General features: G+C 69.7%; 10 protein-coding genes. 7 read left to right on the top strand and 3 right to left on the bottom strand.

The window, feature by feature from the left end:
• Positions 1-57: 57 nt before the first annotated feature.
• Positions 58-357 (bottom strand): helix-turn-helix transcriptional regulator, encoded by a 300-nt coding sequence (locus K7C98_RS32345; RefSeq protein WP_224195686.1) that lies wholly within the window; start codon positions 355-357, stop codon positions 58-60.
• Positions 358-360: 3 nt separating this feature from the next.
• Positions 361-699, bottom strand: coding sequence for a MerR family transcriptional regulator (locus K7C98_RS32340; RefSeq protein ID WP_224195685.1), 339 nt, complete (start codon positions 697-699; stop codon positions 361-363).
• Between the two features lie 145 nt (positions 700-844).
• On the opposite strand from K7C98_RS32340, the gene K7C98_RS32335 reads away from it, so the two are divergent.
• From K7C98_RS32335 to K7C98_RS32310, 6 genes are all read left to right on the top strand, one after another.
• Positions 845-1,372 carry a hypothetical protein gene (locus K7C98_RS32335; protein ID WP_224195684.1) on the top strand — a complete coding sequence of 176 codons (528 nt, stop codon included), beginning with the start codon at positions 845-847 and terminating at the stop codon, positions 1,370-1,372.
• A gap of 497 nt (positions 1,373-1,869) precedes the next feature.
• Positions 1,870-3,615, top strand: coding sequence for a hypothetical protein (locus tag K7C98_RS32330; RefSeq protein WP_224195683.1), 1,746 nt, complete (start codon positions 1,870-1,872; stop codon positions 3,613-3,615).
• Positions 3,612-9,500, top strand: coding sequence for a DUF6531 domain-containing protein (locus tag K7C98_RS32325; RefSeq protein WP_224195682.1), 5,889 nt, complete (start codon positions 3,612-3,614; stop codon positions 9,498-9,500). The genes K7C98_RS32330 and K7C98_RS32325 overlap by 4 nt, the downstream gene beginning before the upstream one ends.
• Before the next feature lie 6 nt (positions 9,501-9,506).
• Entirely contained in the window at positions 9,507-10,115 is a 609-nt protein-coding gene (locus K7C98_RS32320) for a hypothetical protein (RefSeq protein ID WP_224195681.1), read from the top strand.
• 84 nt (positions 10,116-10,199) lie between these two features.
• On the top strand, positions 10,200-10,496 hold the full coding sequence (locus K7C98_RS32315) for a hypothetical protein (protein WP_224195680.1): 297 nt from the start codon (positions 10,200-10,202) through the stop codon (positions 10,494-10,496).
• A 186-nt stretch (positions 10,497-10,682) separates the two neighbouring features.
• Entirely contained in the window at positions 10,683-11,762 is a 1,080-nt protein-coding gene (locus K7C98_RS32310) for a hypothetical protein (protein ID WP_224195679.1), read from the top strand.
• On the opposite strand, the gene K7C98_RS32305 is transcribed toward K7C98_RS32310, so the two are convergent.
• Positions 11,759-13,465 (bottom strand): hypothetical protein, encoded by a 1,707-nt coding sequence (locus K7C98_RS32305; protein WP_224195678.1) that lies wholly within the window; start codon positions 13,463-13,465, stop codon positions 11,759-11,761. The genes K7C98_RS32310 and K7C98_RS32305 overlap by 4 nt on opposite strands.
• A 271-nt stretch (positions 13,466-13,736) precedes the next feature.
• Here K7C98_RS32305 and K7C98_RS32300 point away from each other — a divergent pair, with 271 nt between their 5' ends.
• On the top strand, positions 13,737-14,627 hold the full coding sequence (locus tag K7C98_RS32300) for a hypothetical protein (protein ID WP_224195677.1): 891 nt from the start codon (positions 13,737-13,739) through the stop codon (positions 14,625-14,627).
• The last annotated feature ends 2 nt before the right edge of the window (positions 14,628-14,629 follow it).

The raw sequence follows: 14,629 nt of genomic DNA, 5'->3' as shown, positions 1-14,629 counted from the left end.
TGCCCGGGCGCTCGGCCCTTATGCCATCGGCGCTGTCGCTCGAGGACACCTGACAGGTCACTCCGGGCGGCGTCGGGTATCCGGCTTGAGCGGTCCCGCCTGGGTGTCCTCCTCAACGCTCCACCGCGCCCGCGCCAGCGCGACGATCTCCGACAGCGCGTAGTGCCTCCGTACCTCGACGATGAACTTCGCCCGCTCGAGCGCCTCCGCCGGCCACCGCGAGCGGACGCCGGATTTGCCGTCGGAGATCAGCGTCGGCGCTGGCAGCAGCCCCTTCTTAACCCACAGGTTGAGCGACTGCCGCGACACCCCAGTGACGGCGATCAGTTCCTCGTTCGTGACGAACCTGCGCTTCATCGCCTACTGCTGCGAGCGTAGCCGTTTCGGCCGGCGTAGCGCCCGCGCCGCCTCGCGCCGGGCGATGTCCTCCGCGGTCGGCGGCCCCCATTTCTCGGTGACCAGGACCCTGATCTCCGCCAGCGTCAGCAGCTCGGCGCGTCTGGCCATCACGAACCGGGCCCGCTCGAGCGCCTCGATCGGCCAGCGCGACTTGATCCCCCGGCGCCCGTCGGAGATCACCTCCGGCGCGGGCAGCAGACCCATGTCGGCCCAGTCGTACATCGTGTCTTTGCTCAGCCCCGTGATCTTCACGAGGTCGCCGGTCGTGGCGACCGGGGGCAAGGGTTCCTTCGGAGTCACTTCCTTATAGTAGCGGTGCCTCTCGCTAGCGTCCACGCCGCGGCCGGGTAGGCGGGCTGACTTAGACAACCGCTGGGATGTGCGACTTCGCCGCTTGCTGGTTCACCGAAGTAATTATAGAAAACAACCTGAAGGAGAGACGATGATGGACCGTCCGCTCGCCGCGTTGCCCGACCTCGCCGACGTCGCGTGCGTCGTCGTGGAGGCCGGGCGCCACGCCGCGGTCATCGACCGCCACGCCCAGAGCGCCGCACCGGCCGTCGCAACGGTCTCGCCGTACTCCGAGCCCCTCGCCGGCTCAGCGGAGTCCGTCGCCAGTGTCGCAGCCCCCTCGCCGTCCTCCGGCGATTTGGCGCCCCTGCCCGTGGCGCTCACGCCGTTCCGCGATCGCGGCCACTACCGAGGCGCGTTCGCATGGGTGGCCGACCTCGGGAACATCCTGCGCCCCGTGCTCGGCATCCGGGCCGGCCTGCCACGAGCCGAACGCGAGCGGATCACCCGCGAGCTGTGCCTACGCGGCGACCTGTGGATCACCGTGCAGTGCGGCGTCGTGCATGTGTTCGGAAGGCCAGGTAGCGACGCCGACCTCTGCCTCGCCGGCGAGCGCCCGCCGCTCGTCGACTTCGACCCACGGCCAAGGCCCACGGAACTGAGACGACAGGTGCAGACATGAGCAACCCTCCGTCCCTCCGCCGTGTCCCCGGCGGCAAGATCGTCCTCGAGTCGAGCGATGTCCCCCGGCTACAGACCGCGCTCGGCGCCCTTCTCCGGCGCGCAGTCACCGAGTCCTCGAGCCTCCAGGACTGCGCCGCCCGTTGTGGCTTGTCCATCGCCGATCTCCGTCGTGTGTCGTACCTGACGCGCGTCCCTTTGCTGTTCGGCGTCGGGAGGGAGCGGTGAGCCGGCGACCCGGACACCGGACCGCGACACGAGCGCGCCGCGTCGGCGTGCCGGACCCTCAACAGCAAGAATTCACACTGCACTTCGCCAGGAACATCGTCCTCGACGTCGCCTCGGCGGAGGCCCCTGTGAACGCGTTCGAAGACCTCCGGTGCATCGAAGAGCGGGGGGCAGTGTGAGCGAGCAGTGACGCCGATTTTGCCCGCGCCCCCTCGCCGCGGGGGGACGCGTGGGCCGTGTCTTCGACCGCGGCGAAAGGACCACGCTACCGTGACCCAAGTATTCGCGCTCTCTGTCCCGACCGACATCCCCTGGCGCCGCGTCTGCGCCAGCGGCGACATGCATGACGCCGACCCCTGCGACCTCGCCGTGCCGCCGCGCTGGCGCTCGTCGATCGCCCTGTTCCGCTATGACCCCGAGGACAGCTTTCAGCCGTACTCCGACCTGCACGTCACCTACCTCAAGTTGACGGTCACGCTGACACCCTTCGCGCCCGAGCTCGACATCCAGCTCGGGCGCCGCGAGGTCGACGCCCTCGCGCCCGCGTTCCCGTGCTACGGCGCGCTGCTGCACGTCACCGTCGCCCCGCCGGAGGACCAGCGCGCGGGCCTATCGCACCAGGCATACCCGTACTTCCTCGACGTCGAGCCGAAGAAGCGCGAGCTGTACGAGCTCGTCACCGACACCGGCGAGGTGCTGTCCGGCTCGACCTCGGCCCTGTCGGTCGGCAAGAGCCAGGGCGCGCTCCAGACCACCGAGCTCTACAACCTCAACCACGGTTGGAACTTCGGCATGTCGGCGAGCGGCTCCGGCCCGGTGGGCGGCGGCAGCGGCAGCGGTTTCGTCGGCGTATCCGAGACGCGCGGCTCGGTGTCGAGCTCGGGCTACCAGTCGACCGACATCCGCACCGCCGACCAGAGCACCGAGCGCCGCGAGCTGCACTCGCACACGACCCAGCTCTCGCAGATGTACAACCTCTTCCAGGCGTTCCATGTCGGCACCAACCGCACGTTGTTCCTGATGGAACCGCGGCCCCACGTGCGCCAGTCGGAGGCGACGTTCATCCAGGGGCCGCGCGCGCTCGAGGGCATGCAAGAGGTCTTCCTCGTCGTCGTGCGCCCGAAGGCGATCAAGGAGCTGTGCGTCGGCGCGGTGCTCGAGACGGCGCACTTGCTCAAACAAGAGATCGAGGTCTTCGAGGAGGACACCGCCCGCGTCGAGTTCCGCCTGACCGCCAAGGCCCCGAACCTCGACAAGACCATCAAGAAGGACAGCGGGGAGGGCGAGGCCGAGGACACCGTCCACTACGACGCCCCGCCGGACTTCGAGATCGTCGGCTACGACGTCACGCTGATCAAGACCGAGCGGGTGATCGAGGGCCCCATTGTCGACCACGACAAGAAGCACCTGTCGGTGCGGGGCAAGGTGAGCTGGCGCTTCGAGGAGGGCAAACTCAAGGGCGGCGAGTACGAGGACATCTACCGCGACGGCCACTTGCACGCCGACGTGCGCGTCCACCTGCGGAGCACGCAGGCGATGGTCGAGGAGAAGGCGACGCGGATGTTCCTCGCCGCGCGCCAGCTCTGCTGCTGCACCAAGACCCCCAACCGCGAGGACATCACCGCGATCACCTACGAGCGCGCCCTTCCTCGTCCCTTCACGACCGGCTTCACCGCGGCCAGCCCAGCGCACCTGCGCGAGAGCCGGGCCCTGGCCGCCGAGCTCCGCCGCGAGCTCGAGCGCAGCCTGTCGAGCCCGGCGCGGCTGGCCTTCGGCGCACGCACGTACCGGAGCAGTGACGCCCTCGCCGCGAATGCCGCGACCCTGCTCGGCGAGAGGCTCGACCGCCCGGCGGTCGTCCCCGGCGCTCAGCTTGGCCTGAGCTGGCGCGAGCTACTCGGCGAGGTCGATGAGCTCGGCGAGCGCCTCGGCCTGACCGACGAGGCCGCCGCCCGCCTGCGCCACGACGCGATCGAGCACGCCCTCCGCCTCGCCCGACAGGAGCGCCGGCGATGACGGCCGTCAGGATCCGCAACCGCTCGGCCGCGCCGATGAGCGACGGCACGACGACCATCAAACCCGGCGACACGCACGAATTCTCCGACGTCTGCTCCGCCGTCCACTTCGTCAACGGGACGGGGGGCGCCTTTCTCGAAAACACGCCCGGCGCAGTCGTACAGGGGATCAACCGCGCCGCCAAGCGCGCCGGCTGTGGCGAGCAGGTCACGGGCACAGTCGTCGCGCCGACCGAGGAGAGCGAGGCGACCGAGGTCGTTCCCTTCGGCGGCGACACAGCGAAGTCTCAGGGCGCGCCGGGCCCGGTCGGCCAGCCGATGGAGGTCGAGGTTCACCGTACCGTCCACGGCGAGCCAGGCGACGAGCGCACGCCTGCCGAGGCGCTGCACGACCCCAAGCACCCGGCGACCGAAAGCCAGGTCCAGGGCCAGGCGATGGCCAGCGGCAAGGACCTCGACGCCGCGACTGCCGAGGTCGAGCGCGGACTCCGGGGCGAGCCGCCCGAGGGTGAGCCCCGCAGCACGCACACCGGCGAGAAGTCGCAACACGCCGCACAGGGTGGCGATCCCGTCGACCTGTTCACCGGCCGGCTCGCGCTCGTCGCCGTCGACCTCGAGCTCGCGTCGCCGTTCTTCGAGTTCGCGCTCGTTCGACGCTACCTCTCGGGCGCGCCCGCGTTCGGCCCCTTCGGCTTCAACTGGGACCATAACTGGAACGTCTACCTGCGCCCGCTCGCGTCCGGCGACATGTCCCGGTGGACAGGCGCGCTGCACGAGGACGTCTTTGTCTGGGACGGCGCGCAGTTCCAGCCGCCGCGAGGCGTCTTCGAGCAACTCGTCCCGCTCCCGAATCAGCGCTACGAGCTACGCGCCCGCCACGGCCTCGTCTATCGCTTCGAGCGCCCGCCGGGCTACACCGATCCCGAGCGGATCCCGCTGGTCGAGATCCGCGACCGCCACGCCAACGGCGTGCGCCTCATCTATGAGGGCCGTCTGCTCCGACGCGTCGAGGACGACGACGGCCGCTTCCTCGCCTTCACCTACGGCCGCTGCGGCATCGTGGAAGCGATCGAGGATCACAGCGGCCGCCGCGTCGAGTACCTGCACGACAACGCCGCGACCCACCTCGTCGCCGTGCGCGAGCCAGCGACCCGCGACTTTCCGCAGGGCCGGCTGACCCACTACGAATACCTGTGGAGCGCGCCGCACCCGCTGCTGCGCCATTGCATTGCCCGGATCTTCGACCACCACGGCAACCTGGTCCTCGACAACCTCTACCAGGCCGACCCCGCCTCGCTAGCGTTCGGCCGGATCCTCGCCCAGCGCGCCGGCAACTTCCTGTGGCAGTTCGCCTACGAACAAATCCAGTGGGTGCCGGCGGCGGCCGAGTTCGTCGGAACGCCGGCGATGCGGACCATGATGCTGGACCCCGGCGGCGCGGTCTGGACCTACACCTTCAACTACCGCGGCGACCTGCTCGACGAGCGTGTGCGGCTCGTCCGCGACAAATCCTACCGCGTCATCGTCACGCGCCGCACCTTCGACGCCGCCGGCAATCTCGTCGCCCTCACGCGCCCGGACGGCAGCCGCGTCGAGTGGCGCTACGACGACGGCAGCCCCGACCCGCGCGCCCGGAGCAACCTCCTGCGCGTTGAGCTGCGCGCCGCGGGCCTCGTCGAGAGCCGGATCGTCCTGCGCGCGAGCTATGACCCGGCGTACCAGTTCCCGCGCGAGCTGACCTACGAGACCGGCGCCAAGGTGACGCTCGAGTACGACCTGAGCGGCGACCTGCGCGAGATCCACTGGCCCGTCGCGGAGCTCCCTGACGGCACGCCGCAGGCCGCCGTGACGCGCCTGGACTACGACGCGCGCGGCTTGCTCGTCCGACAGACCTCGCCCGCGAACCGGGTGCGCAGCTTCGTGCGGGAGCCGCCCGGCGCGCCGCTCGGCGGTCTTGTGCGCGAGCAGCACGAAGACCCCGACGACGCCGACCTCGTCACCCGCTTCGAGTACGACGGCGCGGGCCACCTGTCCGTATGGACAGCGCCGGGCGGCGCGACCTGGCGGCAGACGGTCAACCCGCTCGGCCAGGTCGAAGACCTCGAGCAGCCCGAGGTCGACGGCGCCGTCGACCCAATCCGGCACTTCTACAACGCCCAGGGCAAGCTGGTCCGCGTCGAGCGCCCGCGCGGCGAGTTCAAGGACCCGAAGCTGGTCGGCGAAGCCATCGTCGACGCCTACCGCTGGACGCCGCTCGGCCACTTGCAGCGCGTCACGATCGCCGACAACACCAGCCAGTTTCGCGTGTGGGAGTTCCAGTGCGACTGGGAGGGCCGGGTCGTCGTCGCCAAGGATCCCGCGGGCTGCCAGACCAAGACGATCTACGACGAGCGCGGCCTCGTGCTCAGCGTCGAGGACAGCTACGAGACGCCCGATGAATTGGCGACCCGGTGGACCTACGACCGCACCGGCCGGGTCGTGCGCGAGGAGGATCCCGCCGGCGACGTGCGCACTTTCGAGTACGACGCCTGGGGCCGTCTGTTCCGAAAGACAGATCCGACCGGCACGACGACCGTGCTGTCGTATGGACCCTTCGACCTGCCGACCGAGGAGCTCGTCACCGGCGACCCCGGCGACGGTCTGCCGCGCGTTTTGCAGCGCACGCGCCGAGACCACGACGCCCGCGGCCGCCTGATCCGCCACATCGCCTTCGCCTTCGAGGACGACCCCGACGCGGCGACCCCGCTCGTCACGAGCTTCTGGCGCGATGCGGACGGTCTGTGCCGGGAAGTCCACGGCCTGAACGGGACGATCGCTCACGAGTACGACGGCCTCGGCCGGCTTACGCGCACCACGGACCCGCTCGCTAACGTCACCCGCACGGACTACGGCCCTGACGGCCGCCCGCTGCGCCTCACTGACGAAGATCAAGGCGACCCGCCCATGGCCCGCTGGACCGAGCTGCACCACGACGCGCGCGGCCGCCTCGTCACCACGCTTCGCCCAGATGGTCCCGTGCTGACCCAGCGCTGGGACGCGCGCGACCTGCTCGTCGAGCTGACTGACGCCCTCGGCGTCGTCACCCGCCGCGAGTACGGGACGCTCGGCGAGCTCGAGCGCGAGCACGTCGACCCGGGCGGCCTCGACCTCGTCTACACGCACGACTGCAATCCCACGGGGCGCGAGGTGCAGTTCGTCGACCCGACCGGCGCCGTCACCGAGACCGAGCGCGACCGGCTCGGCCGGATCCGCCGGGTCGACCTCCCCGGTGGCGTCCACGTCCAGTACGACTACGACCAGGCCGGCCGGCTCACGCGGACGATCGGCCCCGACGGCACCGAGCAGCGCTTCGAGTACAAGGCCGGCCGGCTCCACACGCTCGAGGTGCTCGGCGGCCCGACGCTCAAACCTGTCCCGAAGCACACCTACAGCTACGACGGCCTGGGCCGACTGGTGCGCGCTCAGGCCGGCGACAGCGATGTCCGCCGCCGCTACGACAGCCTCGATCGTCTGCGCCGTGAAGACAGCAACGGCCGAATCACCGCGCTCGAGATCGACGACATCGCTCGCACGACACGGCTCGTCTATCCCGACCAGCGCCGCGAGCTGCACCGGCTCGACGCGCTCGGACGCGTGACCCAGATCGAGCTCGAGTATCCCGGCAACGCCGGCCTCGACGGCGGCCCGCCCGGTGGCCTCGTCCAGGCGAGCTACCTCGGCCCCGGGCGGCTCTCCAGCCTGCGCTACGGCAGCGGAGCCGCGACGCACCTGACCTACGACCCGCTCGGCCGCCTCGTCCGCGTCGAGCACACCGACGCCGAGATGCTCCCGCTCGGGGCAGTAGACCTCCGGCACGATCGCGGTGATCATCGCCGCTTGCTCGTGCGCTCCGGGCCCGACGCGCTGGTCCGGCTGCACGGCTTCGACGCCCACGCGCGGCTCGCCGAGCTGCGCGCCGGCTTCGCTCCGCCGGAGCTCGGCGGGCTCAACCAGGCCGCGCAGGACGCCGCGATCAAGGCGGCCGAGCTGGCGGCGGCCCAGGCCCCGCTTCACCAGTCCTGGACCCTCACCGGCGCCGACACACCAGAGGCGATAGCCACCACCGAGAACAACATTCAGACTCTGGTCCAGCGCGAGCTCGGCCCGCATCATCAGGTGCTCGCCATCAACGGCGCGGCTCACCCCCACGATCCGGCCGGCCGCCGCACCGCGGATTCCGAGCGTGTCTTCTGGTACGACGCCCTCGGCCGCCTCGCCGAGGTCTCCGCCGTGGACAGCCTCACCGTGCTGACGACGCACATCTACGACGCACTCGGTCGCCTGTCCGTTCAGACAGGTCTCGACCAACCCGTTCGCACCCTCTACTTCGGCCCGCTCGCTCTCCACGAGGAGACCGCCGGCGGCCTCGCCCTACGCCAGTACACTCACCACCCGCACGCCTCGGGCCCCGTGATGGCGACCACAGCGCTCGGTCCACTCGCGCTACACCCGGGCGCCTTCGGTGATCTCGCGCTCGTCACCAACCTCCTCGGCCAGCCGCTCCTGCGCTACGACTACGCTGTGTTCGGCGCCCCGCTCGTCCGCGATGGCAACGCCGCCGTCGAGCTCCCGGCGGACGCCCTCGGCCTGCGCCCGCGCTGGGGCGGCATGACCTACGTCCCCGAGTGCGGCCTGTACCTCGCGCCCGCGCGGGCCTACGACCCGATCGCCGCCCTCTACCTGACCCCCGACCCCGCGCTGCACATCGACAGCCCCTCGCCCTACACCTACTGCGCGCACAACCCCGTCGACCGCCACGACCCCGGCGGCGAGCTGTGGGGCGGCCTGCTGTTCGGAGCGATCGGCGCAGCCTTCAGCGTGATCCAGACCTGGCGCAGCGACCCCGACGCCGACGCCTGGGACCTCCTCGCCGCCGGCACGATCGGTTTCGGCGCCGGCTTCGTCGGCGCGACCACCTTCGGCTGGGCCTCCGCCGGCATCACACGCGGCCTGCTCAGCGTCGCCGGCCGCAGCAGCGTCGCCCTCGGCTCCAAGACCTCCGTCGCCCTCAGTGTCACCAGCGGGATCGGTGCCGGGGCCCTCAGCGGCGGCCTCAGCGGCGGCCTCGCCGGAGCTGCCGCCGGCTCGTATGGCGCCGCCCGCTACGGCGGTGACGCCTGGGCTTTGATCAAGACCGGCGCCCTCCGCGAGGGAATCTCGGGCATGGCCGCTGGCGCCGTGGGCGGCGGCCTGTTCCAGGGGGCGCTCCGAGCGGGCGTGCTGCCGTCTGGGCTCTGGTCGAGAATCCACGGCGGGCGCATCGCCCCAGGTCGGTCCTGGGGTGGCAGGACCGCCCAACTCGGTGTTCGGGGGCTCGTGAGCCCCTACGGGCTAGGTTCGGCCGTCATTGGCTCCGCGTCTGCTGCGACCGGCGCCGTCGCCGGCGATCTCTGGGAGGGTAACGCGCTGAGCGAAGCTCGTATCGGCGATGCGAGCTGGCGCGGCGCCCTCCTCGGGCTCGCCGTGACGGCCCTACATCCTACGAGCTATCAATACTGGCGTACACGCGTCAGCGTACGGGCAGCAGCGCACATGGAGGCTGCCCACAAGAATGCGAGCACGCATCACCAGCGAAATGTTGCTCAGTACCCTGAGTTCAGCGTCCCACAACATCGAGCCAACACAGCCCTCGACAACCTGAACAATCTGCTGACACGAGCGAACCTTCACGGTCCCGGCTCGATCTTCCGCACCCCGCTCGAGCACGTGCAGTTGCACGAGCAGTGGCGCTTCGGCCAGCGATACGGTTTCACACGCTGGGCCACACACGGCCCATGGACCCCGCCGACTGACGTCAGCTCGGCTGCCCGAGCTGCACTCCCCTCCAACCAGCAGACCAAGGGGTAGTAACCCGTGCTACGTTCCCTCCTGCAACGCATCCGAGGCGCCAAGCTGCCGTCGTCCTCCTCCGCCTCGAGCGCGCCCTTCGTGCGCAGCCCCGTGCCATGGATCAGCGACGAGGTCTGGTCATCCTGGCAAACGGGCGAGCCGGGCGATGAGCTTCCGGCATTTAGCGATCCACGCCTGTATGTCATCACTCGTGACGATCTCAAGCGCGCTCGGATCGCCACGATCGACAGTGGTGCGCCGATCCCGGCCTGGCGGACCTTCTACGACAACCTGAGTCAACTACGGTCCCTCCGCTCGGCTTCCAGCGAAATTCGTGACCCGAGCTGGCCGATGTGCTGTGGCCGCCTATCAACCCTCATCAACGAGGAGGGGAGCGGTCGCAGTCTCGCCAGCATCGAAGCGGAGACCGGACCCCTCGACCTGGCCTTCATGGAGATGGAGATCTGGCACGACTGGAGCCCTCGCGACGAACAGGCCGTCGAGAAGGTCTGGCAAACAGGCTATCAGGATCTCCTCGACGAGGGCCGAAAGGACGGTGTCCTTGACGGCATCCTCCTGTTTCAGTGCCGCGCGTGTGGGCGCGTCTACGTGGGTTCGTGCAACACCACCTGACCGGGGAGACGAACCGTGAGACTCAGCAAGTGCATTATCGGCAGTGTGTGTATTTCGGCAGCCTGCGCCCAGCCAAGCATTCAGATGAACGGGTTCGACCTCGAGCGCGACAGGACCGAGGAACTGTTGGCCAGCTTGCGCCGGCGGGCGTCGTTCGACCTCAACTGTCCCCCGCAGGAGCTCAACTTCACGATGCTCGCGGTCCACGACGACGCCGGGCCGGACATGCCGAAGCAGGTCGGGGTCGTCGGGTGCCGGAAGCGGGCGACGTACACCATGGAGTACCTCGTTTCCCGGTCGGGCGGCTGGGGGTGGGGGCACTCGTACGTCAACGAGACGGGCTGGCGCCTGGACGCCGCCGGCGTTCAGGACCTGGAGTGATCCCATGAGAGCACGCTCCCATCAGAACAACGAGCCGCACCCCAGAACTCGCGTTGGCCGACGCTCCTCGTTCGTCAACCTCGTGCATGAGGCGTGGGGGCCTCAGCGATGAGCAGCCCGCAGCATCGCGGCCCCGGCCGGCGCGCCCCTTGGCACACGTTCACTGCCGCGCTACCGTTGACCGAGGTGACCGCCGCACGAAAGCCTGCCGTGCTCGCACTCGCCGTGCTCGCCTGCAACTCCGGCGGGGCCGAGACGTCGCCGGGCTTCACGACCCAGCCCGGTACGACGGCGCCCATCACGACGTTGCCCGACGACACGAGCGAGGGCAGCTCCACGGGGAGTTCGTCGACGAGCACGAGCACGAGCGGGGGCAGCTCGACCGACTCGAGCGCCGGAGCCTCGGCCTCAACTGGCATGGTCTGGGACATGGGCACGCCGCCCGACTTCGACGTGACGCCGCCGGGCTGTCAGGGGAAGATCGACTTCCTGTTCATCATTTCGCGCCACAGCTTCATGCTGTCGCACCAGGAACAACTGGTCGCAGCCTTCCCGCAGTTCATCGACACGATTCAGAGCCAGTTCACGGATTTCGATGTCCAGATCCTCGTCACCGACTCGGTGCAGCAGTGGGGGTCGAACGCGTGCGAGGATGACTGCCCGGAGATCTGCATGGCGGAGCCCGCCTATCCCTGCGCCTACGCGCCAACGACCTGCGACGAGACGATCGGCGCGGGCATCGTGATGAACGTCGGCCCCAACACTGCGAACGCGCCCTGCTTGGACGGTCCGCGTCGCTACATCACCGCCGACACGCTCGACATCCCGGCCACTTTCGAGTGCCTCGCACGCGTGGGGACCTACGGCAACAACAAGATCGGCGACGCCCTGCTCGGGGCGATGAGTCCCAAGCTCAACAAGGTCGGCGGCTGCAACGAGGGCTTCATCCGCGACGACGCGCTGCTCATGGTCACGCTCATCGGCCCGGAGGACAACGCAGACACGCCGGCCAGCTCCCAGGGCACCTGGCAGGAGTGGATGCAGGCGGTCGTCGACCGGAAGAAGGGCGACCTGGACGCCATCGTCATGTTCACGCTCACGGACGACTGCATGGGGACGAAGAACCCCGACAATCGCCTCTGCACGATGACCCCGAAGTTCCCGCACAGCCTCCTCGAAGTCCTCACGACCCCCGACTACGGCCCGATCTTCGACGAGGCCGCCGCGCTCGCGCTCGAGGCGTGCAGCGCGTTCGTGCCGGGTTAGTAGGGGTGCACCATCGCCACGCCGGCGGCGAGCGAGTCGTCGGCCTCCTGGTAGTACCCACCGGCCACAATGAAGCCGACCGGATCCGTGGCGATCCCGGTGGCGACTTGCAGTTGGGTCTGCATGCTCTGGTAGTGCAGAACCGGCTCGGACGAGTCGCTGGACCAGGCTTGCACGAGAAATCCCTGGTCGATCTGGAGCGCCACACCGGCGACGACGGCGTAGCCGGCCGGACTGAGCGCGACGTCGTTAAGGACATCAGCGTTCGTCACTGGCTGCATCTTGACCTCGGTCGCGCCGAGCGAGAACCATCGCAGCGCGCCCCGGGTGTTGTTGCAGGGCGTCGTCATCGGCTCGCAGTTGTACCCGACCGCCACGTACCCGCCCTTGCCGTCGGGCGCGACCGCCTGGTGGCTGCTGTGCCAGGCGAAGGCAGGAGGGTTGACCACCTCGGCGAGCTTCGCAGCAGCAGGGCTAAATTCAACGACGAAGCCGCGGTTCTGCGACTCGAGTCCTCCGTTATGGTGCTTTCCCCATGCTTCTCCAACGACGACGATCCGATCCTCGACGAACGCGCAGTCCTGGGTCCGCTCGTTAAACCAGTGCTCTTCTTCCTCGATGGGATCGACATAGTCCCACGTCTCTGTCCACGGTTTGGCGGCCGCCGGCAGCAGCCGGACCCAGGCATCGTCGTCGTCCTCCGTCGCCGGGGCCGTCCCGCACAGCAGCACGTCGCCGTCCGCGTTTACGTCGAGCCCGCGCCCCAGGTGCGTCAGGCCACCTACCTCCGGGGGCCCGAGCGGCAGACCGCCGGCGCCGAGGTGCCAGAGCTGCCAGCGCGGGAACCCGTTCTCGTACACATTCACCAGCACCCAGATGGTCCCGTCCGGCGCGAACTTCACGGCCTCGCCGACGCAGTCCCCTGGCGCGACCTGGTAGCCGTCGCCGGCCCACAGCTTCTTGCCGCCCGAGTCGCGCCGACGAATAAGGCACTGCTGGCCGTCCATCCCGGACCACGTGAACAGCTCCACGATGTCGCCCTGGTCGTCGACGTCGACCGCGTTGCCGAAGCTCGGCACGGGTCCGCTCTTGTCGAGCCACACCTCGCCCCCGGCCGCCGGCGCCTCGACCTTGAACGTCTCCGGCCACGGCGCGCTCACCTCCTCATCGCGCATGGCGATCGCCACGACCTCGTGCTCGCCGTTCCACGACTCGCCGAACACCACGATCTCGCCCTCGAACAGCGTCGCGCTGTCCTGGGCCGGCACGAGCGCGATCGGCTCGCCCCCGTCGACCGTCATCGACACGGCGACCCCGGCGTCCTTGACCGTGACCTCGACCGCGACGATCCCCGCCGACTTGAGGGGGTTCGGCGTCAGCGTCATGTCGACGATCGTCGGGGGCTGGAGCTCGCCCGAGCCCGAAGTCGAGATGCTCTCCGAGCCGTCGTCGCCCGTCCCGGTCGAGCTCGTCGGGTGGACCATCGTCACGGTGGCGATGGGCCCCGGGGTCTCCGTCTCGGACTCGCCGACCCCCCCGCTGGACCCGCTGTCCCCGCACTCCGGCGTCACCTCGAGCACGCAGGGCGGCCACGCCGGCCGCTGGTAGCAACCGGCGATCGACGCGACGACCAGGCCAGCCGCGAAGAACATCCCGAAGCGCCCCATGCACCCGAGCATGCCGAAGCACACGATGTCCTTCAACCTCGCCGGACCCCACCTGCGGCCATCGGCGACTGAAATTTTGGTGAAGTTCTCACAATTGGCGATCTCCCTCCGACGTCGGCGCGTGGGCTGCCTGTTGCACTTCGGAAGTGCTCGCGCTCGCAACCCGGCCGTCCTCCGGTTCCTGACCTGATCTGGTCCGTGTACCCGCAACCTGTCGACCGTCATGGCCGCCGAGCGGGGGGAGACCACCCCCAAACCCGCCCGAGCTGTTGCCCTCGCCGCGGCCGCTCGTTACGATGGCGCAGCCGTGTTGCATCTCCCTCGATCGGCCGCCCGGCGTCTGCTCGTCGTGGTCGTGGCTGCTTGTAGTGCGACGGCCAGCGCCGAGCCGCCCGTGCCGCGCGCGTTCGACGAGTGCATCCAGCTCCGGAAGGCCGGCAAGCCCCGCGAGGCGCTCCCGCGTTGCCGTGCCGCCTACGACGCGCTGCCCCTCGCGACCGTGGAAGAGGCCCTGCATGACCGCTCGCTCGTCGTCTGGGAGACGCACTACACCTACGAGGATGCGCAAGGCGTCGCCCGCGATCCGGCGCTGTTGTGCGAGGAGGTTGCCTTCCTTCGCGCCTACCTCGCCTTCCTCGACACGCACGTCAGCGTCGACACCCGGCCCGCCGATCGACGCGACGCCAAGCGGCTCCTCAAGGATCTCGGCGCCGCACTCGGCGACCACCGCTGCGAAATACCGGAGGTCGAACTCGTCCCTGTGCACGCTGTCGCCGAACCGCGTGTAGAGCCGCCACCGCCAGCACCACCGCCTTCGCCACCACCGCCCGCTCGAGCAGCGCGCCCGCTCCGTGTCTCCGGCGGAGTATTCCTCGGCGCCGGCATCGTGCTCGCGTCGGTCACCGCCATCCCGCTCACCCTCGGCGAGGCTGCCGAGCGCCAGCACAGCCTCGTCGTGAACGGCGCCTACCCCATGGGACATGTCCCAAAAGACGTATTGGAGGCCGACGCTCAACTCGCCGCCACCGGCGTACGCCTCAACCGGATCGCCGGGGGGCTGGTCGCCGCTGCTGGCGCCGCGCTCATCGCCGGCATCACCATGCTCGCCGTCGACGGCCACCGCCATCGCCGCGCGCAGCGCTTCGCCCAGCGCCCACGCGTGCGGCTCGCCGGGCCTCGCCTCGCCGTGGAGTTCTGATC

This window comes from Nannocystis pusilla (assembly GCF_020073745.1).
Lineage (GTDB): Bacteria > Myxococcota_A > Polyangia > Nannocystales > Nannocystaceae > Nannocystis > Nannocystis radixulma.
The sequence above is the reverse complement of the archived record's forward strand: the minus strand, read 5'-3'. Positions and strand labels throughout refer to the sequence as shown.